24 protein-coding genes are annotated in these 25695 nt (G+C 64.7%); 8 read left to right on the forward strand and 16 right to left on the reverse strand.

Translation table 11 applies throughout. From position 1 onward, the window contains the following. Positions 1–15: 15 nt before the first annotated feature. The 4 genes from ACIBG0_RS17730 to ACIBG0_RS17745 form a co-directional block, all read right to left on the reverse strand. A complete protein-coding gene (locus tag ACIBG0_RS17730; RefSeq protein WP_397033645.1) occupies positions 16–669 on the reverse strand; it encodes a TetR/AcrR family transcriptional regulator in 654 nt (217 codons plus the stop codon). Positions 670–828: 159 nt separating this feature from the next. After that, positions 829–1734, reverse strand: a complete 906-nt coding sequence (locus ACIBG0_RS17735; RefSeq protein WP_397033646.1) for a carbohydrate ABC transporter permease — start codon at positions 1732–1734, stop codon at positions 829–831. Continuing rightward, positions 1731–2612: a carbohydrate ABC transporter permease gene (locus tag ACIBG0_RS17740; RefSeq protein WP_397033648.1), complete on the reverse strand. Its 882-nt coding sequence runs from the start codon at positions 2610–2612 to the stop codon at positions 1731–1733. Before ACIBG0_RS17740 ends, ACIBG0_RS17735 begins: the two co-directional genes overlap by 4 nt. A gap of 31 nt (positions 2613–2643) precedes the next feature. Further along, on the reverse strand, positions 2644–3894 hold the full coding sequence (locus tag ACIBG0_RS17745) for an extracellular solute-binding protein (protein ID WP_397033649.1): 1251 nt from the start codon (positions 3892–3894) through the stop codon (positions 2644–2646). A gap of 158 nt (positions 3895–4052) precedes the next feature. On the opposite strand from ACIBG0_RS17745, the gene ACIBG0_RS17750 reads away from it, so the two are divergent. The 6 genes from ACIBG0_RS17750 to ACIBG0_RS17775 all read left to right on the forward strand — a co-directional run bounded on the left by ACIBG0_RS17750 (position 4053) and on the right by ACIBG0_RS17775 (position 10518). After that, positions 4053–4967, forward strand: coding sequence for an SIS domain-containing protein (locus ACIBG0_RS17750; protein WP_397033650.1), 915 nt, complete (start codon positions 4053–4055; stop codon positions 4965–4967). Between the two features lie 30 nt (positions 4968–4997). After that, entirely contained in the window at positions 4998–5945 is a 948-nt protein-coding gene (locus ACIBG0_RS17755) for an ROK family protein (RefSeq protein ID WP_397033651.1), read from the forward strand. 109 nt (positions 5946–6054) lie between these two features. Continuing rightward, positions 6055–7203 (forward strand): N-acetylglucosamine-6-phosphate deacetylase, encoded by a 1149-nt coding sequence (locus ACIBG0_RS17760; RefSeq protein WP_397033652.1) that lies wholly within the window; start codon positions 6055–6057, stop codon positions 7201–7203. After that, complete coding sequence (locus tag ACIBG0_RS17765; protein ID WP_397033653.1) at positions 7200–8150, forward strand: hexose kinase; 951 nt, start codon at positions 7200–7202, stop codon at positions 8148–8150. The genes ACIBG0_RS17760 and ACIBG0_RS17765 overlap by 4 nt, the downstream gene beginning before the upstream one ends. Next, entirely contained in the window at positions 8147–8974 is an 828-nt protein-coding gene (locus ACIBG0_RS17770; RefSeq protein WP_397033654.1) for a class II fructose-bisphosphate aldolase, read from the forward strand. Before ACIBG0_RS17765 ends, ACIBG0_RS17770 begins: the two co-directional genes overlap by 4 nt. Before the next feature lie 128 nt (positions 8975–9102). Then, positions 9103–10518 carry a glycosyltransferase 87 family protein gene (locus ACIBG0_RS17775; protein WP_397033655.1) on the forward strand — a complete coding sequence of 472 codons (1416 nt, stop codon included), beginning with the start codon at positions 9103–9105 and terminating at the stop codon, positions 10516–10518. Positions 10519–10668: 150 nt separating this feature from the next. Here the strand turns inward: ACIBG0_RS17775 and ACIBG0_RS17780 are convergent, their stop codons facing one another. The 5 genes from ACIBG0_RS17780 to ACIBG0_RS17800 all read right to left on the reverse strand — a co-directional run bounded on the left by ACIBG0_RS17780 (position 10669) and on the right by ACIBG0_RS17800 (position 15908). After that, a complete protein-coding gene (locus ACIBG0_RS17780; RefSeq protein ID WP_397033656.1) occupies positions 10669–11013 on the reverse strand; it encodes a DUF3349 domain-containing protein in 345 nt (114 codons plus the stop codon). Between the two features lie 12 nt (positions 11014–11025). Further along, on the reverse strand, positions 11026–11307 hold the full coding sequence (locus ACIBG0_RS17785; protein WP_397033657.1) for a hypothetical protein: 282 nt from the start codon (positions 11305–11307) through the stop codon (positions 11026–11028). Between the two features lie 11 nt (positions 11308–11318). Next, on the reverse strand, positions 11319–12674 hold the full coding sequence (locus ACIBG0_RS17790; protein WP_397033658.1) for an inorganic phosphate transporter: 1356 nt from the start codon (positions 12672–12674) through the stop codon (positions 11319–11321). A 90-nt stretch (positions 12675–12764) separates the two neighbouring features. After that, on the reverse strand, positions 12765–14015 hold the full coding sequence (locus tag ACIBG0_RS17795; protein WP_397033660.1) for a lipase family protein: 1251 nt from the start codon (positions 14013–14015) through the stop codon (positions 12765–12767). 381 nt (positions 14016–14396) lie between these two features. Beyond that, the gene (locus ACIBG0_RS17800; protein ID WP_397033662.1) at positions 14397–15908 is read right to left on the reverse strand and encodes an ATP-dependent DNA ligase; all 1512 of its coding nucleotides are present in this window, start codon (positions 15906–15908) and stop codon (positions 14397–14399) included. Positions 15909–16000: 92 nt separating this feature from the next. Here ACIBG0_RS17800 and ramB point away from each other — a divergent pair, with 92 nt between their 5' ends. Beyond that, positions 16001–17407, forward strand: a complete 1407-nt coding sequence (gene ramB, locus ACIBG0_RS17805) for an acetate metabolism transcriptional regulator RamB (protein ID WP_397033664.1) — start codon at positions 16001–16003, stop codon at positions 17405–17407. A 103-nt stretch (positions 17408–17510) separates the two neighbouring features. Here the strand turns inward: ramB and ACIBG0_RS17810 are convergent, their stop codons facing one another. Further along, positions 17511–18743, reverse strand: a complete 1233-nt coding sequence (locus ACIBG0_RS17810) for an MFS transporter (protein ID WP_397033666.1) — start codon at positions 18741–18743, stop codon at positions 17511–17513. Between the two features lie 75 nt (positions 18744–18818). Here ACIBG0_RS17810 and ACIBG0_RS17815 point away from each other — a divergent pair, with 75 nt between their 5' ends. Continuing rightward, positions 18819–19658: a TetR/AcrR family transcriptional regulator gene (locus ACIBG0_RS17815; RefSeq protein ID WP_397033667.1), complete on the forward strand. Its 840-nt coding sequence runs from the start codon at positions 18819–18821 to the stop codon at positions 19656–19658. A 110-nt stretch (positions 19659–19768) separates the two neighbouring features. Here the strand turns inward: ACIBG0_RS17815 and ACIBG0_RS17820 are convergent, their stop codons facing one another. From ACIBG0_RS17820 to urtA, 6 genes are all read right to left on the reverse strand, one after another. Next, positions 19769–20473: a GntR family transcriptional regulator gene (locus tag ACIBG0_RS17820; RefSeq protein ID WP_397033669.1), complete on the reverse strand. Its 705-nt coding sequence runs from the start codon at positions 20471–20473 to the stop codon at positions 19769–19771. Positions 20474–20483: 10 nt separating this feature from the next. Next, positions 20484–21176 (reverse strand): urea ABC transporter ATP-binding subunit UrtE, encoded by a 693-nt coding sequence (urtE, locus tag ACIBG0_RS17825; RefSeq protein WP_397033671.1) that lies wholly within the window; start codon positions 21174–21176, stop codon positions 20484–20486. Next, positions 21169–22011: an urea ABC transporter ATP-binding protein UrtD gene (urtD, locus tag ACIBG0_RS17830; RefSeq protein ID WP_397033673.1), complete on the reverse strand. Its 843-nt coding sequence runs from the start codon at positions 22009–22011 to the stop codon at positions 21169–21171. Before urtD ends, urtE begins: the two co-directional genes overlap by 8 nt. Beyond that, positions 22008–23156 (reverse strand): urea ABC transporter permease subunit UrtC, encoded by a 1149-nt coding sequence (gene urtC / locus ACIBG0_RS17835; protein ID WP_397033675.1) that lies wholly within the window; start codon positions 23154–23156, stop codon positions 22008–22010. The genes urtD and urtC overlap by 4 nt, the downstream gene beginning before the upstream one ends. Continuing rightward, on the reverse strand, positions 23153–24037 hold the full coding sequence (gene urtB, locus ACIBG0_RS17840; protein WP_397033677.1) for an urea ABC transporter permease subunit UrtB: 885 nt from the start codon (positions 24035–24037) through the stop codon (positions 23153–23155). The genes urtC and urtB overlap by 4 nt, the downstream gene beginning before the upstream one ends. Positions 24038–24107: 70 nt before the next feature. Further along, the gene (gene urtA / locus ACIBG0_RS17845; protein WP_397033679.1) at positions 24108–25388 is read right to left on the reverse strand and encodes an urea ABC transporter substrate-binding protein; all 1281 of its coding nucleotides are present in this window, start codon (positions 25386–25388) and stop codon (positions 24108–24110) included. Positions 25389–25695: the final 307 nt, after the last annotated feature.

Below are 25695 nucleotides of genomic sequence, written 5' to 3' on the forward strand. Positions count from 1 at the left end.
ATTTTGGTTCGCTGATCAGTACAACGCAAGTCCAGAATTCACGAAATATGCTATTTCCTCGCATATTTCATCCAGCGACACCTCGGTATCGGGATGTGTGGTCCGCACCAACTCCTGGGCCAGTGAATTCACCGCGCCGATTACCGCGAGTGCGAATAGATCGAACCGGCGCGCCTTGGTCTCACCGCGCTCGACGGCTCGCTCCGCCTCGCTGATCAGCAGCGATGACAGCAGGCGGCGCTGCTGCCTGCGCCAATCCTCGACTGCCGAACTGACGCCGACGACTTCGACATAACACACCCGCGCCGAACGGTGATCGGCACAGGTCACCTCGAGATAGGCGCGGAAAGCATCGATGACCCGTGTGGAAAGCGGTTGTCCCGCGGTCTTTGCCATACTTTCCAGCGCGCGTTCGACCGCATGCGAGGTAATGCGATTGACCAGCGCGATCAACAACGCCTCGCGGCTGCCCATATCCTCGTAGAAGCTACGCGTGGAAACATTCGCGACGGCACACAGCCGTTCGATCGAGGTGGCCGCATAGCCCTGAGTACCGAACAATTCCAGCGCGGCATCGATGAGTCGCGCCTGCCGCTGGGCTACCCGCTGTTGTTTGGACAGCCCGCCGTAATTGCGGCCCTCCTTGGTTTCGTAATCCTGCCGTGCCACGGATTCGATGCTACCGGCCGGAAGCGACTACCCCCGGGCACGGACATTTGAATGACCGCTGCTTCCGCGCGCCGACAGCCTGTCCGACCAGGGGCTTGCGCCAAGGGCGGCAACAGTTCCGAGGGCGGGTGGCACACAGCCACCCGTCGCTCTCGGCGATTACTTGACGCTGCCTGCGGTGAGCCCCGCGACCAAGCGCTTCTCGATGAACGCGAACAGGATGACCACCGGAACGATGCCGACCGTGGAGATCGCGAAGACGTACTGCCACGCCGTGTCGTATTGCCCGACGAATTTGGTCAGCGCCACCGACAGCGGCTGATTCTCGGGAGTGGTCAATACCACCAGGCTCGCGGCGAATTCGTTCCAGCAGGCCACCACCACGAAAATCGTCGCGGTGACAATGCCCGGCCAGATCAACGGCAGACTCACCCGGACCAGGATCTGCCAGCGACTCAGACCATCGAGCTGCGCGGCCTCCTCGATCTCCACCGGAATGGCGGCGAAGAAGCTGTGCAGGATCCATACCGCGAACGAGAGGTTGAACGCGGCATTCACCAGAATCATGGCCAGCCAGGTGTCATTGATGCCGAGGGTGAAGAACTCCCGGATCAAACCGGTCACCAATACCGTCGGCTGCAACATCTGGGTGACCAGCACCAACGCCAGGAATACCGCGCGTCCAGGAAACTTGTGCCGCGCTGTGTAATACGCGGCCGGGATGGCCACGAAGAGCACCAGCAAGGTGGCACAGAACGAGATGATGATCGTGCTCGCCAGGTTGTAGGGCAGCGGCGTCTCCGGAGTGTCCCACATGGTGGCGTAGTTGTCCGGATGCCAGGTTTCGGGCAGATAGGTCGGTGGGATGCGCAGGATTTCGGCGCGGCTCTTCAGCGAGCCGAGCACCATCACTACGAACGGGGTCAGGAAGATGACGGCAAGCACCACGCCTACCGCGGTGAGCTCCCAACGCCGTCGCCGAGGTCGCCCGCTCGGGGCTTCGACAACCGTGGTGTCCGGCGGCATTTCCACACCCTCGATGTGGATGTCGGCCTGTGTGGTCATGCGTCCACCTGCTGAGTCGGCTTGATGATCTTCACATAGATCGCGATGATGACCACGATCAGCGCGAAGTTCAAAACGCTCATGGCAGCGGCGGTGTCGAGCTGTTGATTCTGCCGAATCAGCTTGAAGGTCAATGTCGTTGTCGTATCCGCACCGAAGCCCGCGATGCTGCCGGTGATCACCTGCAGAATGGGCAGCGAGTTGAACACGTTGATGATGTTGATGATGGTGGCGACCGCGATCGCCGGTCGCAATTGCGGCAGTGTGAGATACCGATAGCGCTGCCACGCACTGGCGCCGTCCACCCGGCCCGCCTCATCGATTTCGGCCGGAATCGATTGCAGGCCAGCCAGAATCGTGTAGGTCGTGAACGGGATCGAGACGAAGACCGCGACACCGATCGCCACCAGGAATGCGGGCGTCGGTTGTTTGGTGAAACCGTAGCCGCGATCCAATAGCCCGATATCGACCAGGAATCGGTTGGCGATGCCGACATCGGGGTCGAGCATGTAATAGAAGATGGTCGTCGTCATCACGACCGAGGCCGCCCACGGCACCAGAATCGCCATGCGCACCGCGGTGCGTCCCGGGAAATCCTTGTTCAGGAACTGCGCGAGTCCCGCGGAGAGCACCAGGGTGATCAGCACGACGCTGACCACCCAGACGACGGTGTGCGCCAATACCGATCCCAGTTCGCTGATGTCGAACAGGTTTCGGTAATTGGCCAGCCCAGCGGGACCACGGTCCTGGCCGTAGGCGCTCAGGTCCCGGGTGCTGGTCCAGACCATGTAGCCGACCGGGAACGCGACGATGGCCGCGATCAGCACCAGGGAGGGCCCGATCCAAGGGACGGCCCGCAGTGCCGAATTCTTCCCCACCAGTACCCGGGTACCTGTGCTGCGCCCCACGCTATTTCGCTGCTTCCTGAATCCGCTGCAACACTTGAGCCGGGTCCGCACCCTGCGCGATGGTGCCCATCTGCTGATGCATGGCGCCCTGCGCCGCTGCCCATTTCGGGTTATTGCTCGGATAGAACTTGGCCACCGGCAGGGTCGCCGCGAAGGCCTTGGTCACCGGATCGTCGGCGAGCACCGCGGTCGCACTGGTGGTGATCGGGATGAAGTGCTCGTTCTTGACGAAGTTCGAGTACACATTCGCCGAGTAGAAGAAGTCGAGGAACTTCTTGATCGTCTCGGCCTTCGTACCGTCCTTCTTGAAGGCCATCAGGTGATCGGCGACGCCCAGCGTGACCGGCGCGCCGTCCTTGGTCGGCGTGGGCGCGGTGGCGTACTTCAGACCCGGATTCTTATCGGCGATCTGGGCGATGGTTGGCGGCAGACCCTCGATCATCCCGATCTTGCCCTGGATGAAGGAATTGATGACGTCCTTGCGGTTGGTCGCACCTGGATTCGGCTGGGTGACACCGGCGTCGAAGATCTCCCGCATGGCCTTGACTCCCTCCAGGTTCTGCGGAGTATCCACGGTGATCTTGTCGCCATCGGACCAGTTTCCGCCCGCACCGAAGGTCCACAGCGATGTTTCGGCCTGCGATTCCTCACTGCCCAGCGGCAGACCGTAGCCGGAAACACCACCACCGAGCGCCTGGATCTTCTTGGCGGCATCGGTCAGCTCGGCCCAGGTCTTGGGTGGCGTGCTCACCCCGGCCTGCGCGAAGAGGTCGGTGTTGTAGAACAGGGTGCGAGTGGAGGCGAACAGCGGCATCGCATACTGCGTGCCGTTCAGCGAGGCATTCTTGGCGAAGCCGGGCTGCACGTCCGCCAGCACATTCGGGGAGACGACCTCGGAAACCGGATAGAGCATCCCGTCACCGGCGAAGCTGGCGTAGGCATCGATATTCAGCAGGTCCGGGGTGGTGGACTTGGACTGCAGTTTGGTCTTCACCACATCGTTGATCGACTCCCAGGACTCCATCTGCAGATTGACCTTGTAGTCCGGGTTCTGCTTCTGGAAGTCGTCGATGATCCGGTCCCATAGCGCCTTCGTGCCATTGGCACCGTCGCTATAGGTAGGAGCCAGGAAGTTGATCGTTTTATCGGAGTCGGCCGAATCCTTGGAGCCGAAACCACAGGACGTGACGGCGAGCGCGAGGCCGGTGACCAGCGCTATCCCCGCGAGGACGCCATGGAGGGGTCTTTTCACGAGCAGAACCTTTCAAATTTTCACTCCGGGCGCTACCGAAGCGCCGATGATGGAGCGAACGAATCGCTTGTCCAACAGGCTAGACCCAATCGTGATCATATGTGACTGATTTGATCGTAAATTTGACATGAACGATCACCTGGGGTGATTCTGTTGTTGTGCCGATCTCCGCTCACCCCGCCCCCGTGACTCATCTGGCCGCCGAAGTCGCCACCCAGCCGGACGACTGGATGCGCGCCGAGACCACCGCCGCCGAGCACCGCGCCGTACTACCCCAACCAGGCGAGCGCGTCGCCGTCATCGGCTGCGGCACGTCGCTGTTCATGTCCAGGGCCATCGCGGCACTGCGCGAGAGCTCGGGTCACGGCATTACCGACGCCTGGCCCGCGAGTGAGGTCCGCGCCGGTCGCGATTACGACCGCTACCTCGTCATCTGCCGCTCCGGCACCACCACCGAGGTGGTCGATGCCATGCGGGCGATACCGGCACGGATTCCGCGCACCGTCATCTGCAGCAGTCCGGGCACCCCGGTGCTCGACCTGGGCGATCCGATCCTGATCGAGGAGGTCGACGAGCAGTCGGTGGTGCAGACCCGTTTCGCCACCACCGCGCTGGCGATCCTGCGCTGGCATCTTGGCCAGGAACTGCGCCCGGCCATCGAGCAGGCAAGGGCCGTACTCGCCGAAGACCCGGCGACGGCACTGGCCGACGTGCGTCGTGCCGAGCAGATCAGCTTCGTCGGGATGGGGTTCGCGGCCGCGATCGCCGAGGAGGCGGGGCTCAAGCTGCGCGAATCCTGCCAATCCTGGACCGAGTCGTATCTGCAGACCGAATACCGGCACGGTCCGATCAGTATCTCCACCCCCGGCCGCGCCGTTTGGGCGTTCGGGCCGCTGGTCCCCCATTTCGCCGAGGATGTGGCCGTCACCGGCGCGCATTTCGAACACCGCGATATCGATCCGATGGCCGACCTGGTCCGCGTGCACCAGCTCTGCGTGCTGCGCGCCGCCGACCAAGGACTGGACCCGGACCATCCGCGCAACCTGAACCGTTCCGTCGTTCTGGATCGGTGACCGGTCGCTACCAGGAACTACTGTGCGGATATGGGAACGGAACAGCAGCCGGTCACGGCATTGACCGATGATCTGCTGGTACTCGGCCTCGATGTCGGCGGCACCACGATGAAGGGCGAGGTCACCGATGCCGCGGGCACGGTGCTCGCCGCGGGTGTGGTGGCCACACCGCAGGGCGAGGCGGCCTTCGAAACCATGGGCGCACTCGGTGATCAGTTGCTTGCCGAGTTGACCGATGACCAGCGCGATCGCGTCGCCCGCGCGGCGGTTCTGCTGCCGGGCATTGTCGATCCGGTCCGTTTGATCGCGGTATTCAGCAGCAATGTCGGTTGGCGCGATGTGCACATCGGTGATCGGTTCACCAGACGCTGGGGTATGCCGGTGCTGATCGAGCACGACGTCGCGGTGGCAGGCTGGGCCGAATGGCGGTTCGGCGCCGGTCGCGGTCACGATGACGTCTGCGTGGTCATTCTGGGCACCGGCATCAGCGGCACCCTTTCCGTCGGCGGCCGTTTGATGCGCAGCGCCTATGGACAGACCGGCGAATACGGACATATCCCGGTTCGGCATGCGGACGGATTGCGCTGTCCCTGCGGCAATATCGGCTGCGTGGAGACCGTGGCATCGGGAGCGTCCATCGCCCGGGCCTACGCGAAACGCACGGGACGCGCAACAGCCAGCGCAGCCGATGTTTTCGCGATACTCGATACCGATTCCGACGCCAAAGCCGTGGTCGACGAAGCGATCAGCGCACTCGCCGACGGGCTGCTCGGCCTCATCCACGCGGCGTGTCCGGAACTGATCATCCTTGGCGGTGGCCTGGCCGGGGCCGGGCCAGCACTTACCGAGCCCCTGCACCACACCATTGCCGAACGCCTGCGCGTGGTGCCCGCACCGCGCGTGGTGCTCGGCGAGTTCGGTGCTCGCGCGGGGGTCATGGGTGCGGCCCTGTTCGCCAGACAGGGCGGGCTCATATGACTCGCGTCGAGACGAGTGCAGGTCAACGCGTTCAGCCGATGGGTTCGGTCGCACGACGCTACGAAACGCGCATCGGCGAGATGGCGCTGGCCCATGCGAGGGCGCCCGCATGAGTCTCGAGATTCGCGGACGGATCGTATCGGCGACATCCATCTTCGACGACGGCGTCGTGTCCATACGCGCAGACCGGATCGAGCGGGTGCGGTCGCTTACGGATTGGGTTGTCGCGCATCCGGATTCGACCGTGCCACCGTTTTCCGGCACCCTTCTGCCCGGCCTCGTTGATATTCACAACCACGGCGGATTCGGCCACCGCTTCGACACCGTCGACGCTGACGAAGCCCGTGCGGCCGCGGAGTTTCATCACCGACGCGGCTCCACCACCGTGCTCGCCAGCGTTGTCACCGGCCCCGCGACCGATATGATCGCGCATGTCGCGACGCTGCGTGCGTTGGCCGCGGATGGCACCGTCGCCGGGATACATGCCGAAGGACCATTCCTGGCCGCCGCACGATGTGGTGCGCAGGACCCCCGATATCTGCGCGATCCCGATCTCGAGCTGACCGAACGCCTGCTCGCCGCCGCCGACGGCCATCTGCGGGTCATGACCCTCGCCCCGGAGCTGCCTGGATTCGATACAGTCGCCCAACGTCTTTCCGAACGTGATGTGGTGGTGTCGCTCGGCCACAGCGACACCGATTTCACCCGGTTCCAGCAGGCACTGCGACCCAACGGATTCGGCAGTCTGGTCACGCATTTGGCGAATGGAATGCCGCCACTGCATCACCGAACGCCAGGCCCGGTGGCCGCCGCACTCGTCGCCGCGGCGCGGCGTCAGGTCGTCGTGGAGCTGATCGGCGACGGAGTGCATATCGACTCCGGTTTCGGCGCATTGGTTTTCGCGACCGCACCTGGACAGGTCGCGCTGATTACCGATGCGATGCAGGCCGCGGGTATGCCTGATGGCGAGTATCAGCTCGGTCCGCAAGTCGTCCACGTCGTCGATGGCGTGGCCAGGATATCCAATGGATCCATCGCCGGCGGCACCGCCAACCTGCTGCGATGCCTCGCCTGGGCGGTCCGAGAATGCGGTGTGCCATTGCGCGAGGCCGTGCTTGCCGCCACGTCCGTGCCCGCCGCGGCGGCGGGACTGAGCGATGTCGGCGACCTCGAGGCCGACCATTTCGCCGACCTGCTGATAGTCGATGACAACCTAGAGTTGCGCCGGGTGCTCAGACGTGGACAGTTGTTGACGTGATCCTCACCGTGACAATGAATCCCGCCTACGACATGACCTACCGAGTAGAGCATTTCGAGCGCGGCCAGGCCCATCGGGTCCGTTCGGTCGAGCAGCGCATCGGCGGCAAGGGCATCAATGTGACGCGGGTGCTCAATCAGATCGGAAAATATGCCAGGGCAACAGGTTTCTCCGACCATGCCTTCGCCGCCGCCGCGGAGCTGGAAATGCCGGTCGACTTCGTACACGCACTGCCATGGGTCCGGCGCACGGTGGTGATCAGCGAATCCAGTGACGGAACCGCGACCGCACTGTGGGAGCCCGGCGCGCGCGTCTCGAATCCACATGCCGCCGAGCAGCTCTCGGTCCGGGTGTCGGGCATGCTGCCCGATATCAACGGCCTGGTCATCTCCGGATCACTGCCGGGCGGTATCGCCCACGGCCTGCCCGCCGACATCGCGCGCACCGCCATCGCCGCCGGTGTCCCGACCATCTGTGATGTCGACGGCGAGGCATTGCGCTTGGCCGCGCAAGTACCCGGCATCGTGCTGATGCCGAATACCGAAGAGCTGGAACGGCTCACCGGACGAGTTCCGGTGACGCCGGACGAAGTCGTCACGGCCGCACTGCCACTCATCGAACGCGGAGTGCGCGCGATCATCGCCACCCGCGGTGCCGAGGGAATGGTCGTGGTGACCGCCGATGGCGCGTGGTCGGCGGCGCTGCCCGAACCACTCGCCGGAAATCCCACCGGCGCGGGTGATTCCGCGACCGCCGCGGTGATCGCGGCACTCTCGGATGCGAAAGACACCCCGGACTGGTCTGACGTGCTCGTCGACGCCGTCGCGACCTCGGCCGCCGCGGTGGTCATCCCGGTCGCCGGTGAAATCGATCGCCGGGTGCGCACCCAGATCGCACCGACGGTGATCGTCGAACGACTAGCTACCCCGCAGGAGACTTCACCATGACCTCTAGAACCGTCGCGGACCTGATCGCGGCCGCCAGTCCGGGAGGTCTCGGCGCTTTCAATGTGATCACCATCGAACATGCCGAAGCCATCGCCGCGGCCGCCGAGACGGCGAAACGGCCCGTACTGCTTCAACTTTCGCAGAATACGGTGCACTACCACGGCAATCTGGCCCCGATCGCCTTGGCCTGCTTACGTATTGCCGCTGACAGCAGCGCGGATATCGCCGTACACCTGGACCATGCCACCTCGTTCGAACTCATCCGCACCGCGGTCGATCTCGGCATCGGCTCGGTAATGTACGACGGCTCCACTCTCGACTACGCCGAAAATGTCGCCGCCACCGCCGATATCGTCAGTTGGTGCCACGACCGCGATGTCTTCGTCGAGGCCGAACTCGGCGAGGTGGGCGGTAAGGACGGTGCACACGCCCCGGGTGTGCGCACCGATCCGGACGAGGCCGTCGAATTCGTCGCGGCCACCGGCGTTGACGCCCTCGCCGTGGCCGTCGGCTCCTCGCACGCCATGCAAACCCGCACGGCCGAACTCGATAACGACCTGATTGCCCGACTGGCCGCGAAAGTTCCCGTCCCCCTTGTGCTGCACGGCTCCTCCGGCGTCCCCGATGCGGGTCTGCGCGCCGCCGTCGCGCACGGCATGACCAAAATCAATATCGCCACCAGGCTGAATGTCCTTGCCACCGAGGCGATCCGGGCCGTGCTCGCGGACAGTCCCACCATTGCCGATCCGCGCAGGTACCTGCGGTCCGCCCGCGATGCGATCCAGTCCGAGGTCGAACATCTGCTGCGAGTGCTGGCCGGGTAGTTCTGGCCGACCCCGGAAAGTATGGGCAGCCGTTGTTGGGCAGCGATGATACGATGGATTGCCTTTAGTTTAGCTAAGGATTTGCTGTCCGCTAGAGCTGTATCACCTGATGAAGGAATAACAACTCCATGGCTGTCATCCTGCAAACAGGAGAACAGCGCGCTGCCGGTGCGGGGACGCAGCCCAAGGTCTCGCACAATTCAACGCTCAGTGCCGCAATCGTATTCGCCTCCCTGTCCATCGGCGCCTGGCTGCTATTTCTGCGGCCCAACTGGCAGATGTACTGGCACCAAGTCGATCTCCAGGTCTATATGTGGGGCGGTACCGCCGCGGCGACTCATCCCGCGCTGCTGTACGACGGCCGCGGACCGCTCGGCTTGCCCTTCCTGTATCCCGTCTTCGCCGCGTGGATCTGTGCCGAACTGTCGCGATTCCCGATCAATTACATCGGGACCGCCGTCACGGTGCTCACCATGGTGTCACTGTTCGTGAGCGTCTGGAGCGCCGCCAGACTTCAGCGAATCCGCCGTGGAACCGGTTTGCTGGCATTGAGCATCGCCGTCACCGGCGCCGCGATCTGGTTGGAGCCCGTCCAGCAGACATTCCGGTTCGGTCAGCTCAGCGCGATCCTCATGGCCTTGGTCCTGGCGGATCTCGCCATGCCCAAGCAGAGCCGATATCGGGGCATCCTCATCGGCATCGCGACCGGACTGAAGCTGACCCCGGCGGTCTTCATCGTCTATCTGCTCATCACCCGCCAGTTCCGGGCCGCCGCGACGGCCGCCGCGACCTTCGGCGCCACGGTGGCGATCGGCTTCTGGTACCGGCCGACCCAAGCGCTGCAGTTCTGGACGACGACCACGACCTCGCAGAACCGAATCGGCTTCGCCTATGTGCAGAATCAGTCGATCAACGGCATGTTCGGCCGCCTGGAATGGTCGACCTGGAACGACACCACAGCCTCGTTCGTCTGCGCCGGACTGCTCGGGCTGGCCGGAATGGCGGCGGCGCGGATCGCCCACCTGCGCGGTGACGAATTGCTCGGCGTACTGCTCGCGGCCACGGTAATGCTGCTGGTCTCGCCGATTTCCTGGACCCACTACTGGGTGTGGATCGCGCCCGCCCTGCTGTGGGTCATCCACGTGCTGCGCCATCGTCGGCTCGCCGTCCGGATCGCCGTACCCGCGCTCATCTATCTGTTCGTATTCGCCTGGCCGCTGCGGTCCGACCGGTTCGGCGCATGGGATCCGGACCTGCCACTGCTGCCGCAGGGGCTGATCTGGCAGGTACCGCAGACCGAGGGCCGCGAATTCCGTTGGACACTATGGCAATTCCTGCTCGGTGATTCGTATACCCTGCTCGCCACCATCGCGCTGATCGCCGCGATCGTCTGGCTGATTCCGCTCCGGCCGACCGCTGCGCAGCCGCCCGACGAGGAGTTCCCGGACCGGCGGCGCGAGCGAGGGGTGGGCGCCGCCGGTCGGCGGGAAGACGGTCCGAGCAGTGAACCGCCGGGGTCGAGCGAATTGGAAGCCGTGGGGTAGGCCCCTTTTCACTGGAAGCCGCTTCGCATTCGCCGACATCGATCATCCTGCTCCGATCACCTCGAGAATGCTGGCAATCCAGCTGTGAATCGGCTGGGAACCGATCACCCCGCCGGTTGCCGGGTGTGCCCGCGACTCGGCTGCCCTGCGCTAATCGGCGCTTTCGGGATCGGTCAGTGGGGTCGCCAGCGGCCAGCCGCCCGCCGCCAGATGGGACGCGACCCTGGCGATATCGTGCGCGTCCGGCTGTTCCTTCGCCATCCGCGCTATCGCCGCTTCGATATCGGCATGGCTGATCTCGCTGTCCGGATTGGAGTCCACCAACTCCTCGGCGATCGCCACCACCTCGTAGTCGGTCAGATGGCGGTGCAGCACCGCGAACAGGGCGACATAGTCCGACCGCGGAATCCCTTGTGGATAACCGGCGCGCAGCCAGCCGATGACCCGGCCGAGCAGATTCGGCCGGACCTGAGCGGATTTCGCTGGATCAGTCACGATTCGCCCTCCTCATGCGCCGAACAGATGAATACCGAATTTAGCCGCAAGGAATGCCTTCGCGGTGTAAAGAATTCCAGTGACAATCGCGACGACGATCAGCGCGAAGCAGGCGTAGGCACCGGCCAGTGCCGGATAATGGCGTTGGGCGCCAACATCTTCCGCGGGCACCGTCTCGGCAACCGACCAGAGCCGAACCCCGACGGCGAAGACGATCGGCAGACCGGCACCGAGTACGAGACCCGCGACGGTCACCTTCCACAGCGCGTTCAGATTCGTGACGAGTGTGTGCACGATATGGCTCCTCAGACCTGGGCCGAACGACTATTGGGTCCCGGCGCGGTCGCATCGGTCCCGGGCGCGGTCGCATCGGGCCCCTGCGCTGTCGCATCGGTCCCGGACGCGGTCGCATTGGGACCCTGCGCGGTCGCATCGGTTCCCTGCGCGGGCGATCCGCCTCGCGGCGAGAGCCCGTTTTGCGCGACCGGCGCGGTGTCCTTGGCGACCTCGGTGCCGGAGTCCGGCGTGTCGCCCGGCCACTCGTTGACATTGGTGGTGTCCACCGGATCCCGCCGCGACCGCAGATACATCACCAGCGACAGCGCGATCAGGAGCGCGAATACCACCAGCACACCGGGCAATCCGCCGATGAAATGCGCGATCGCCCAGCAGATGGCACCGGCCACACCCGCGAGCGGCAGCGTCAACAGCCAGGCGACCGTCATCCGGCCCATTACACCCCAGCGCACCTCCGCACCCTTGCCGAGCCCGGTGCCGAGAATGGATCCGGTCGCGGTCTGTGTGGTCGACAGCGGCAGGCCGAAGTGAGCCGAGGTGAGGATGATGGCGGCGGAGGAGGATTCGGCGGCCAGCCCCTGCGGCGAGTCGATTTCGACCAGCCCCTTGCCGAGGGTGCGGATGATCCGCCAGCCGCCGAGGTAGGTGCCCGCCGCGATGGCGACGGCACAGGCCGCCATCACCCACAGCGGCATTTCGTCGTTCTTGGTCAATGTGCCGTGCGCGACAAGTGCCAGGAAGATCACGCCCATGGTCTTCTGTGCGTCATTGGTGCCGTGCGCCAGCGAGACCAGTGACGCCGAACCGATCTGGCCCCAGCGGAAGCCCTCGTTCACCTTGTCGGGATCGGACTTTCCGGTGATCCGGTAGACGCCCCAGGTGCCGATGGCGGAGACCAGTGCGGCCACGACCGGCGCGAGCAGGGCGGGCAACACGATCTTGGTCAGCACGCCGTCCGCGCCGTGCGCCCAGATCACCCCGCCCCAGCCCAGTGCGGCGATGGTGGCGCCGATCAGGCCGCCGAACAATGCGTGCGAGGAACTCGACGGCAGGCCGAACAGCCACGTCAGCAGATTCCACAGAATGCCGCCGACCAGACCAGCGAACACGATGATGAGCAGCGCCTCGCCCTGCACCGCATCGAGCCGGACGATGCCCTTGGCCACCGTCGCGGCGACCGCGACCGACAGGAATGCGCCGAGCAGATTCAGCACCGCGGATACCGCGACCGCGATCCGTGGCCGCAGCGCGCCGGTGGCGATCGAGGTCGCCATGGCATTGGCGGTGTCGTGGAAGCCGTTGGTGAAATCGAATGCGAGTGCCGTGACGATGACGATAAGGAGTACCAAGAGGTCCGCGGTCACCCCTCCAGTGTGCGGCACTCGCGATCCGGATTGCCATGCGGTTGCCGCTTGTCGGGACGCATTTTCGATCGGTTACCGTGAATCTTCGCTCTACCTGTTGATCTTCGAGCAGCCGACCGGGGCGGGCGCACCGGCGAAGCGTTGTTCGATCCAGGAATCGGCGGCTCGAGCCGCGACATTGCCGACGATCAGATGCTCGCCGGGGTAGGCCTCGAAGCGCACCGCAACCCCCAACCGGCACCAGTCGTCGTAGAGGTGCTCGGCCCCGGCGAATGGCAGCCAGAACTCGTTGATGCCGTGGTACAGGAAGACCGGCACGCGCGGCGCGGCGGTGCCGAGGCGGTTCTCGGCCAGGATCTCCCTGATCATCGGCAGCTTCGTCGGGTGCGGCACGTCGGTGAGTGTTTCCGCGGGTATCGGCGCGAGCGCACCGAGCAACGCGGCGTCGAGAAAGCAGAGATCCTTCGCGAAATGCGAGAGCCGCCAACCGTTGTCGTTGAACAGCGCCATCATCTCCGGATACTCCCTGGCCAGCCCGAGGGTCGCGGCCAGGAATACCCCGGTGGCGGCATTGGCGCCGTTCATCGTGTCGATCAACATGCCGAAGTCGGCGGGCACGCCACCGACCACCGCACCGACGAGATTCAGCTCGCCCGCGTACACCGGTGCGAGTTGTGCCGCCCAGCCCGAGGCGATGGCACCGCCGGAGTACCCGGCCACGATAGTGGGCGCATCGGGCAACAGCCCCAACTCGGGCGTCTGTACGGCGGCGCGTATGGAGTCCAGCACGGCATGTCCGGCCATGCGACCTGCCGCATATGCCTGTCGCGGGCCCTGGTGATCGGGCACGATCACCGCGTAGTTCTTCGACAGCGGCACCTGCACCGAGCGGAGACCGGCCGCTAGCCCCATCTTGAGCTGCTGCGAGGGCGCACAGAGGTTGCCGAGTGAATCGATCGGCACATTGTTGGCGACGAGCGGGCGGGGTCCCGAACCCTGCCACGGTGTCGATGGCACGAGCAAGGTGGCGACCACCGGCACCGGACGGCCCTTGGCATCGGTCGATCGGATCAGCAGTTCGGTGGCGGTGAGCGGCGTCGGCTTCAACCCGATATCGACGACACGGGCCGCGACCACCGCGCCCGGACGCAGGTTTTCGAAACCCCGCGGCGGTGTGTAGAAGGGATCATCCAACGGGGTAGGCATGACCGAGGCGGGATCACGCGCGGGATGCAGGAAATCGGCCGTCGGATTCGGGTCCGCCGCAGCTGTTCCCGGCACCGCCATACCGACCGCCGCTACCACCCCGATACAGGTCACCGCACCGAGCACCTTCCGCATCGGCCGACCGATGGCCGACCCCGTCTGTTGTTTTCGTGCTGTACCGAGCAACGCCGAGTCCCCGTTTCCGCGCGTGTACCGGACTGAACCGGAGCCAGTCTGGCCTATGACCAGCTCGAACACTGGGAACCGGACGGCACGGTCGGCATAACAATTCTGCTGGCGGCGGACACTCGACCGAACAACCGTCGGTGCCCCGTCCAGAGAGGGTGCTTCGCTATCAGCGCCGGCTGCGCGTCGAGCGCAGTCGAAACGCGGCTCGTCGCGCCGTCCGACACCACGTTTCGGACTGCGCTCGACGCGATGGTGCTCGGGTGCCGCAAATCCGCCCGGGTTCGGACCCGCCAACTCGGCGGACGGGCGGCTACGAGGGCGATTCGGTTACGGCAGGAGCGCGCGGACCGTTTCGATGGTGTCGGCATCGGCGGCGGATTTATCCGGTCGATAGCGCACGACACGGGCGAAGCGCAGTGCGACGCCGCCCGGATAGCGCGGACTCACCTGGACGCCGTCGAGGGCGATCTCCACCACGAGTTCCGGCCAGAGGTAGACGGTGTATTCGTCGCGGGCACGCTCGTGCCTCGGGAATTCCGCGGTCTGCCACTGCAGCAGCGCATCGGTGAGGCCCTTGAAAGTCTTGCCGACCATCACCGGATCTCCGGTTTCCGGATCACGCGCGCCGAGATGCAAATTCGACAGATATCCGGTGCGACGGCCGTAACCCCATTCCGCGCCGAGCACAAGCAGGTCGAGGGTGTGTGTCGGCTTGATCTTCAGCCAGGACCGGCCGCGGCGACCCGCGGCGTAGTTTGCGCTCAACGACTTGACCATGACGCCCTCGTGTCCGGCGGCCAGCGCGCCGTCGAAGTATTCCGCGGCCGCCTCGGCGTCGGGTCGGATCAGCGCCGGGATGGTGTGCGCGGCCGCCACACTGGTCAGCGCCGTGCGGCGCTTGTGCAGCGGGACGTCGAGCAGATCCTCGCCGTTGAGATGCAGACAGTCGAAGAAGTACGGATGCAGCAGCAATTCCCTGGTCGAGCTGACCTCGGCGAAGCGGCTCATCGTTTCCTGGAACGGACGCGGCCGTCCGGAATCGTTGAGCGCCAATGTTTCTCCGTCCAGCACCACACTCGTGCAATTGAGCTGAGCGACCAGATCGACCAGTTCCGGCACACCGGCGGTGATATCGCGCAGCGTCCTGGTGAATACCCATACCCGCGACCCCTCGCGGTGCACCTGGATGCGCGCGCCGTCCAGTTTGTGCTCGACGCTCACCTCGTCACCGAATTCGGCCATCGCCTCGTCCAGCGTCGCACCGGGCGAGGCGAGCATGGGTTGGATCGGGCGGCCGATCTCGAGCCGGAATTCGCTCAGTGCCTCTGCCCCACCGGTCAGCGCGGCGACGGCCGTGACCGGCAGCTGACCCGACAGCATGTACGCCCGGCGGACCAGCTCGATCGGGACCGCAGCGGCCGCCGCGACCGCCTCGGCGACGATTGCGGTCAGCGCGCCCTGGCGCAACTCACCGCCGAGCAGGCGCATCAGGAAGGCCTGTTGGTCGGCGGTCGCGGCGGTCCACAAACCGCGCAGCAATGCCCTGCGCCGGTTCGTCGAGCCGGGGCCTGAGGTAGTGGCCAATTCGCTGAGCGTGTTGTCTACCGACGAAACCGTCAGCGTCGCAAGCTCACTCGGCTCGCATTCGAGTGCGGTAAGGGTGCGCCAGCCGGTGCCGATGCGCCCCTGCCGTAGTTCACCGGAAACCCATGCGACCACCGGCTCCAGCTCATCCGGGGCAGCGGCGGACAACAGCGCGGCCAGCGTCGCGATCTTCGTCTTGCGGGACCGGGTCGCCCGAACGGTCTCCGAGGCCTGCACGACATCCGAGAACAGCATCACTCGAAGGTAACCCGCCCCTGTGACATATCGCTCAGCTCTGCTGCTAATTACCCATTGGCAGGTTTGCGAATCCCTCATAAACTGGACGTATGGCCAAGACTTACGTCGGGGCGCGGCTTCGTCAGCTGCGGACCGAACGCGGGCTGAGCCAGGTCTCACTCGCCCAGAAGCTGGAGATCTCGGCGAGTTACCTCAACCAGATCGAACACGATGTGCGCCCGCTCACCGTACCGGTACTGCTGCGGATCAGCGAAGTGTTCGGCGTCGACGCGACCTTTTTCTCTTCCCAGGACGACACCCGGCTCATTGCCGAACTTCAAGAGGTCGTCATGGACCAGGAGCTCGGCATCGAGGCCGATACCCAGGAAATCGCGGATATGGTCTCCGCGCATCCGAGCATGGCGCGCGCACTGGTCAATATGCACAACCGGTACCGCAACACTTCCGCGCAGCTGGCCGCCGCGACCGAGGACCGCTTCGCCGACGGCTCCGGCAGCGCGGCAATCAGCAAACCGCACGAGGAAGTACGCGACTTCTTCTACCAGCGACAGAACTACATCCACGAATTGGATACCGCGGCAGAGGAACTCACTGCCCGCATCCGCTTCCACGGCGGGGATGTGAACAGTGAGATCGCCCGCCTGCTGCGCGCCCACGATGTGAACATTGTCGAGCGCATAGATCTCGGCGAGGGCGTATTGCACCGCTACGACCCACAGACCCAGCGCCTCGAAATCGCGCCCCACCTGTCCGGCGGCCAGCGCACCTTCAAACTCGCCGCGGAACTCGCCTACTTCGAATGCGGTGATCTGCTCGAAAAGCTGGTGGAGGAAGGCAATTTCGCCACCGAGGACACCCGCAAGCTGGCCATGCTCGGCCTGGCGAACTATTTCGCCGCGGCGACCGTCTTGCCCTACACACACTTTCACGAGGTCGCCGAGGATTTCCGGTACGACATCGAGCGCCTGTCTGCCTTCTTCACCCAGAGTTACGAGACCATCTGCCATCGCCTATCGACCCTGCAGCGGCCCAAGCTGCGCGGCGTGCCGTTCTCCTTCGTGCGCGTGGACCGCGCGGGGAACATGTCGAAACGCCAGTCCGCCACCGGTTTCCACTTCTCCTCCAGCGGTGGCACCTGCCCGCTGTGGAACGTCTACGAGACCTTCGCCTATCCAGGCAAGATCATGACGCAGATCGCCCAGATGCCCGACGGGCGCAAATACCTGTGGGTCGCCCGCACCGTCGAACGCCGTGCGACCCGATATGGGCAGGCCAGCAAGACCTTTGCGATCGGTCTGGGTTGCGAGCTGCGCCACGCTGGTCGCGTCGTATACGCCGACGGCATCGATCTGGACGAGGCGAAGGCAACGCCGATCGGTGCGGGCTGCCGGGTCTGCGAACGCGCCAATTGCCCGCAGCGTGCGTTCCCGCCGCTGGGCAAAGTCCTCGATATCAGCGAGCATCGAAGCTCGGTTTCCCCGTACGTCCTCAAGTGAGGCGGTGCCGCCTACGCGGCATGGGAACCGCACACCAGGCGGAGGCGTCGCGGCGAGCGCTCGGCCGACATCGGCGAATCCGATGTCGGCCGAGCGCATTCGACTAAGCAGGCAGCGACGAACGCTGGATCCGTACCCCGAACAGAGTCAGGCCGAGCGCCGCGACCAGCAGGATGGCCAGGGTCCACGCCAGCACCGAAAAGCCGTGGGGCGCGGCGGCCGCGGCCACCAGCGGTCCGGCGGTGGCACCGACGTAGAAGCTGAACATGGCGACCGAGGACGCGGCGGCGCGAGCCTCACCGCCCAGCTCCCCCGCCGTCTGCAAGACCGCGGGCGCGATGACGCCGAGCCCGCCGACCAGCACGGCGAGCAGGATGGTCAGGACGGCGAGATGAGTGCCTTCGAAAGTGGCGATCACCATGGCGGTCGCTGCGACCAACACGCCGAGCACCATCTGGCCCGGCTTGGTCAGGCGCGAAAGCGGGATGGCCAACAGCGGCAGTGCGAACATCACCGGCAGCGCACCCGCACGCAGTGCGAGCAGTTCACCGGAACCCCTGACCAATCCAGTGATTTCGATGCCGGTATAGACACCGACCATGACCGCCATAGCCAGCGCGCCCGCGGCCAGCATCGGCAGCAGCGCCTTGATGCGCAGCACGGCCGGAATCGCGGCGTAACTGTGCACGAGTGGCTTATCGCGGCCGGTGGGAGCGTCATCGAGCATGACCGCACGCAGCACGAATGCGAGCGCTACGAACACGACCGCCGAACCGATGAACATGGTGCGCCACGGGAACGCGGCGACGACGGCCTGCGAGGCGATCTGCGCCAGCACCGTGGCGGCCAGGAACGAGGTGGCCACCGACATGGTGACCACCGCGCGATGCGTCGGTGCGATGCGGGTGGCGATATAGGCCATGATCGCGGGCGGTATCGAACCGACGACAAGTCCCTGTGCGACGCGCAGACCGACCGCGATCGGCGCACTGACCGATAAGCCGGTCAATAGCGTGACCACCGCAGCGACGATCATGCCAGTGACCAGTACCCGACGGTGGCCATACCGATCCGAGAGCGGGCCGAAGAGCACGAAGCCGCCCGCATAGCCGAAGGCGAAGGCGCTGATGATCCAGGTCATGACGCCCGCGCCCACATTCCAGTCGGCCTTCATGGCCGTGAACAGGGGAATCGGGATGTACATCTGGCCGGTGGCCAGCAGAGCGGACAGAACGAATACAGGGAGGGTACGCCCGGTGTGCGCGCGTGGTGACGCGCTGCGAGTGCGTGCCCGAGCCGGGATACCGGCCGGAAGCTGAAGAGTCGGCGTTGCCATGTGGACGAAGTTAGGCCCATGACAGGGTGGTTGTCAACCAAATAGTTGGTTTAATGGGATGGTAAAGTCGCGGTCATGACGGTCACCATGAAACGCAGCGACGCGACCAAGCAGGCCTTGCTGCGCGCCGCGCGCGACGAATTCGCCGAGTACGGCCTGGCCGGCGCGCGGGTGGACCGGATCGCCGAAGCGGCCGGAGTGAACAAGGAGCGCATCTACGGCCTGTTCGGCAGCAAGGACAAACTCTTCGACGTCATCCTGATCGACACCATGCGCGAATTCCTGGATGTGGTCCAACCCCTTGCCGAGACCGAACCCGGCGAGTACGTGGGCAAGCTGTTCGACTATCACCGCGAAAATCCGCAATTGCTCAGGCTTCTGCTCTGGGAGGGACTGCACCGCGGCACCGACGCGCACGATATCGACGGCTGGCGCGCCCAGCACTACCTGCGGAAATTCGACCGCGCCAAGGAACAGTTCGATGTCGACGCCAGTCACGCGGGCCGCCTGCTGCTGGCCCTGTGCGGCCTGTCCAACTGGAGCCTCGCGGTCCCGCAGACCACCCGCCTGCTGCTCGGCGCGGATGCCGAGAACCAGGGAGCGACCCGCGAATTCATGATGGAGTTCGCCAGGGCGGCGATGCGAACGGATAAGTCGGTCCCACACCGCGAGGCGGTCAATGCGTTGACCACCGAATCGGCCAGCGGGGTTGACGCCGCTGCCACGGGCGTCGATCCCGTAGACCGCGCGGCCCAACGGCTACGCGCGGCCCAGGCCGCCGCCGATGCGGCCCGCGACGAACTCGCCGCCGCCCTGCGCGACGCCCACGCCGAAGGCACCAGCGCCAACCAACTCGCCCGTCAGGTCTCGGGCACCCTGTCCCGCCCTGTCGTCCTGAAGCTTCTAGCCGACTGATCGCATTTCCGATCTGGCCATACCTGCGACAACTCGGCTTGAAAGCCACCCTCCTAGCACTGGTGTACGGGATGGTCGCCTGGGCCGCGCGGCGGGTTCGATCGCGAGAGTCAATCCCGCACGGCACGTGAGAGTTTCGTGAACTCGATCGCCTGCTGGGCACGCGCGAGTACGTGTGTTCGCGAGCTTCCGATGTGTGCGGTGAGGGTGCGCAGCGCGGCATTCGGATCACCAGCGAGCAGGTGTTCGGCGATAGCGATGTGCTCGGCGGTCATGGTGGCGATCCGCTCCGGCGTCGGCAGGTCCAGGGTGCGGACCGGGCGGACCCGGACGTACACGCCGGTCAGTGCGTCCGCCAGCGCCGCATTGCCCGCCGCCGCGAGCAGACTCGTGTGGAACTGTTCGTCCGCGGCGACCAGCGCGGGACCCGGCTCGGGCGGATCATCGCGAAATCCGCGCCAGATATCGAGTTCCGCACGCACCAGCGACGAGTCGTGCACCGGTGCTGGTTCGCCGACGACACCGATTACGCGCTGAATTCCCCTGGTCTCCAATACAATCCGTAGCTCGTAGAGATTGCCGAGCTCCTCCAATCGCGGTCGATACGGGTAGAGCCCGTCGGCGTGCCGCTCCACCAGCCCGTCGGCCTGCAGCCGGGCGAGCGCTTCCCGCACGGGGGTGCGCGAAACCCCGTAGGTCTCGGCGAGGCGTTCCTCGCCGAGCCGTTCGGTGGGCACGATCGCCCCCGTGGCCAAGTCTCGCCGCAGCGATTCGTAAACCCGCTCGCTGAGCGGAACCCGCCCCCTGCGCGTCATGGCGGCCAGCTCAGATCGCCATCGCCGAGCGAACCGAGGTCTCCGCGCCCGCTCCGCCGTCACCGGTGGATGTCACACGGCCGGACTGCAGCACGTAATAGCGTTGCGCCGCTTGCAGTGCGAAGCCGATGTGCTGTTCCACCAGCAGTACGCTGAGTCCGCCACGACCGGTCAATTCAATGATGGTGCGCTCGATTTCGGCCACGACGGACGGCTGGATGCCCTCGGTCGGCTCATCGAGAATCAGCAGCTTCGGCTCAGTGACCAGTGCCCTGGCGATCGCCAATTGCTGGCGTTGACCGCCGGATAGCAGGCCAGCCTTGCGATTCAACAGTTCTCGCAATGCCGGAAACAGATCGAGCGATTCGTCGATCAAGGCCTTACCGCGTTTGCGGCCGTCGGCGACGACCTGCAGATTCTCGGCGGTGGTGAGTTGCGGGAAGCTCTGTTGTCCCTGCGGCACATACGCGATACCGCGTTTGACCCGACGCGACGGCGACATTTTGGTGATCGCCTCACCATTGAAGTTGATCTGTCCGGATTTGCTGCCGATCAGACCGACGGCCGTGCGCAACAGCGTGGTTTTGCCCGCGCCGTTGTGGCCCATGATCGCCACCACGCTGTCATCCGCGACGGTGATCGAGACGCCGTGGATCACCTCGGTCCGGCCGTAACCCGAATGGATGTCGATGAGTTCAAGCATCGGCGGACTCCTTTGCGGTCAGCTCCTGCGCGGTCTGCGCGTCTTCGAGTTCGGTGCCGATGGCAGCGGCAGTGCCGAGATAGACCTGTTGTACCTTCGGATCGGCCTGCACCTGTTCGACGGTGCCCTCACTGAGTACCTTGCCCGAGGCAAGCACGGTCACCGAGCTCGCGAAGGAACGCATGAAATCCATATCGTGCTCGACCACCACGACGATGCGCTCACCGCCGATGCGCCGCAGCAGATTTCCGGTCTCCTCGCGCTCTTCGGCGCTCATCCCCGCCACCGGTTCGTCGAGCAGCAACACCGAGGCGTTCTGCACCAGCAGCATGCCGATTTCCAGCCACTGCTTCTGCCCGTGCGCCAGCACACCGGCGGGCTTATCACGCAGCTCGCCGAGACCGGTGATCTCCAGTGCCTCTTCGATACTCGGCAAGACCGACTTTCTCCGGCGCAACAGCGTCAGCGCCGAACGCCCCGCACCCGCCGCGATATCGAGATTCTGCAGCACACTGAGTTGCTCGAAAACGCTTGCCGTCTGGAAGGTTCGGCCGATGCCGAGCCTGGCGATCTGATGCACCTTCTTGCCGAGGAAATCGACGCCGGACTTCTGTGCCGATCCGGTAGCGGGCACCAGGCCGGTGATCGCATCGATGAGCGTGGTCTTACCTGCCCCATTGGGTCCGATCAAGAATCGCAGATCACCTTGCAGCACAGTGAGATCCACATCCGATACCGCGTTGAACCCGTCGAAGCTCACCGAGAGACCGCGGATTTCGAGGTACTCACTGGACATACCCGCATTGCCGCCCGGCTTCGGGTCGTGTGCGCTCATCGCGATTCCACCTTCTCCTCGGTCACGACTTCGGGCAGCGTTTCATCGACAACTGCCCGAGCATGCGCGGGAGCCGCACGAAACTTACTGTCCAGCCACCCCTTCACCATCGGCCACACCCCCGCCAGACCCGCCGGAATGAACCCGACGACCACGATGAACAGCACGCCTTGCAGATAGGTCCAGCTGGACGGAAACTCTTCCGAGAGCGCGGTCTGCGCCCAGGCGACACCGATCGCGCCGAGTACCGGACCGAGTAGTGTCGTCCGCCCACCGATCGCCACACCGATAATGAATGCGATGGACGGCACGACGCCGATATCGGCGGGTGAGATGATACCGACGATCGGGGTGAACAGCGCACCCGCGATGCCAGCGAAGAATGCCGCGACCACATACGCCACGATCTTGATATTGGCCGGATCGTAGCCGAGGAAGCGCACCCGCTCCTCCTGATCGCGCACGGCGACAAGCAATTCGCCGTAGCGGCTGTGCATGAGCTGGCGGACCGCGGCGACCACCAGCAGCAAGGTGCCCGCCGCGATGAAGAACAGCATCTGCCGGTTGACCGGATCGGAGAGTTTGAAGCCGAAGAAGGCGCGGAAGTCCGAAAGTCCGGTGAATCCGCCGATCTTCTGCTGTCCGGTCAGCAGGATCGCGAGCGCCGCGGCCAAAGCCTGGCTCAGGATCGCGAAATACGTGCCCTTGACCCGGCGCTTGAACACGCCGTAACCGAGTGCCGCCGCGATCAGCGCGGGCAGCACCAGAATGCCGATGAGGGCGACCGGAGCCGACGCGAAAGGCCGCCAGAACGACGGCAATTCACGGATTCCGGCAATTTCCATGAACTCCGGCACCTCATTGTGCAACCGGGCCGCATCAGCCATCTGCAGATGCATCGCCATGATGTATGCGCCGATCCCGAAGAACACACCTTGCCCGAGCGTAAGCATTCCGCCACGGCCCCAAGCCAATCCAATGCCCGCCGCCACGATCGCGAAGCACAGGAATTTGGCCAGCAGGTTGAGCCGGAAGTCGCTGAGCACGGCGGGCGCGACCGCGAACAGCAGGATCGCGGCGACGATGAAGCCGCCCCACGCGGTCACGGAAGAATGTGCGCGCCAACGTTGTCCGAGTGTGGTCATGCCAGGCTCCTCGTCCGAACGGTGAATAGCCCCTGCGGACGAACCTGCAGGAAAATGACGATGATGACGAAGACGATCACCTTCGCGATCGAGGCCGTCGTCGAGTATTCGATATACGAATTCAGCAGGCCGAGCGCGAAGGCCGCGATCACGGTGCCCTTGATCTGCCCGAGCCCGCCGATCACGACGACCAGGAAGGCATCGATCAGATAGCTCTGTCCGATGGTCGGGCTGGTCGAACCGATCAGCGTCAGCGCGACGCCCGCGACCCCGGCCAGGCCGGAGCCGATGAAGAAGGTGCTGATATCGGTGACGCGGCTGGAGACGCCGCTGGTCTCGGCCAGACCACGGTTCTGCACGACCGCGCGAACGCGCCGACCGAGCGGGGTGGTCTTGAGCACGGTGGCCAGCGCGGTCACCGCGACGACCGCGAGCACGAGAATGAAGATGCGGGTCTTCGGCACCACCGCACCGACGATCGTGACACCGCCGCTGAGCCAATCGGGTGCGAGCACGTTCTTGGCGGGCGCGCCGAAGATGTCCCGCGCGGCCTGCTGCAGCACGAGTCCCACGCCGAAGGTGACGAGCAGGGTGTCCAGCGGCCGGTCGTACATCCACCGGATCAGACCCATTTCCAGAGCCGCCCCGAGCAGTCCGCCGACCAGGAAACCGACAAGCAGGGAAACGACCAGCGATACCCCGGTCGACGAGATGACCTTCTGCACAACATAAGTCGTGTAACACCCGGCCATGATGAATTCGCCGTGCGCCATGTTGATCACGCCCATCTGACCGAAGGTCAGCGAAAGGCCCAGCGCCGCAAGCAGAAGTATGGATCCCAGACTCAGCCCGGTGAAGAGCTGGCCGATCAACACGTCCATATTTGGATTCCTAACGGGGTTTGCCGGATGCGGGCTCCCCCTCGTAGAGCCCGCATCCGGCGCTATTCGACTACTTGAGGCCCTTGGCCCACTCGTAGGACGTCAGGTACGGGTCCGGCGTCACCGGCTTGCCCGAGTCCCACACCGTGTAGATCAGGCCATCCGGGCGGATTTCGCCGATGCGGGCGGTCTTGGTGATGTGGTGGTTGGAACCGTCGATGGTGACCGAGCCCTCCGGAGCATCGAAGCTCACGCCGTCGGCCGCTGCCTGAATATCGGCCACCTTGAACGACTTCGCCTTTTCAACAGTGTTCTTCCACAGGAAGACCGAAGTGTAGGCGGCCTCCATCGGGTCCGAGGTCGGCTTGTCGGCGCCGAATGCGGCCTTGTAGTCCGCGACGAACTTCTTGTTAACGGGAGTATCGACCGTCTGGTAGTAATTCCACGCGGTCAGCTGTCCGGCGATATTCTGCGCGCCGATACCGGCGACCTCTTCCTCGGCGATCGATACCGAGACCACGGGCATATCAGCGGCTTTCAGACCCGCATTGGTGTACTCGCGGAAGAACGCCACATTCGAATCGCCATTGAGGGTGTTGAATACCGCGCCCGCCTTGGCATTACGGACCTTGTTCACAATTGTGGAGAAGTCCGTGGAGCCCAGCGGGGTGTAGTCCTCACCCTTGATCTCGATGCCGTTCGCCGCCGCGTAGGCCTTGATCTCGCGATTGGCGGTCTGCGGGAAGACGTAGTCCGAGCCGACCAGGTAGAGGGATTTGATGCCCTTCTGCTTCAGATAATCCAGCGCGGGCAGGATCTGCTGGTTGGTGGTCGCGCCGGTGTAGAAGATGTTCTTGCTGTCCTCCAGGCCCTCGTACTGGACCGGGTAATAGAGCAGTGAGTTCAGGCTCTCGAACTTCGGCTTCATGGCCTTGCGGCTCGACGAGGTCCAGCCGCCGAATACCGCGGCCACACAGTCGGAGCTGATCAGCTTCTCGGCCTTCTCCGCGAACGTCTTCGGATCCGAGGCGCCGTCCTCGAGGACCAGGTCGAGCTTCTTGCCGAGTACACCGCCCGCGGCGTTGATCTGGTCGACCGCCAGTTTGGTCGAATTGGCCACCGTGACTTCGGAAATCGCCATGGTGCCCGATAGCGAGTGCAGCGAGCCGATCTTGATCGAGTCCTTCGAGGTGTCGACGCAGGACGAGGCGTTGGAGCCGCTGCTCGAGGCGTCATCCTTGGCGCCACAGCCGGTCAGCAACAGACCGGCGAGTGCGACGGCCGTCGGCGCGGCCAGCGCCTTGCTGACGCGGCGCGAACGCGATCGACGGATATCACGGGATTCTGGCATGGAGCGCCACCCTTCTCACTTCATCAGGTGTTCGGCGGCGCTGCGTGCGCCGCGCCGAATACGCCCGCCTTTGCCCCGGTCACGGCTGTAGACCGGGTTGTATACAGCGGCTGTATTCGTGGTGCGAACGTTAGACAGAAGTTGTTGCGCCGGAATATCTCTCGGTGACGAGTCCGTTGCGCACGTTTCGTCAGTGTGAACGTTCGCCGAAATCGCTCGGCAAACCGCTGTGAGGCCCCCTCCTGCCTACGGTTGCGTAGCAAGACAGCGGTACGGCACGCTCTTTTTGTACAACGTCAAAACGCCG

The organism is Nocardia sp. NPDC050630, assembly GCF_044457245.1.
Taxonomy (GTDB): Bacteria; Actinomycetota; Actinomycetes; order Mycobacteriales; family Mycobacteriaceae; genus Nocardia.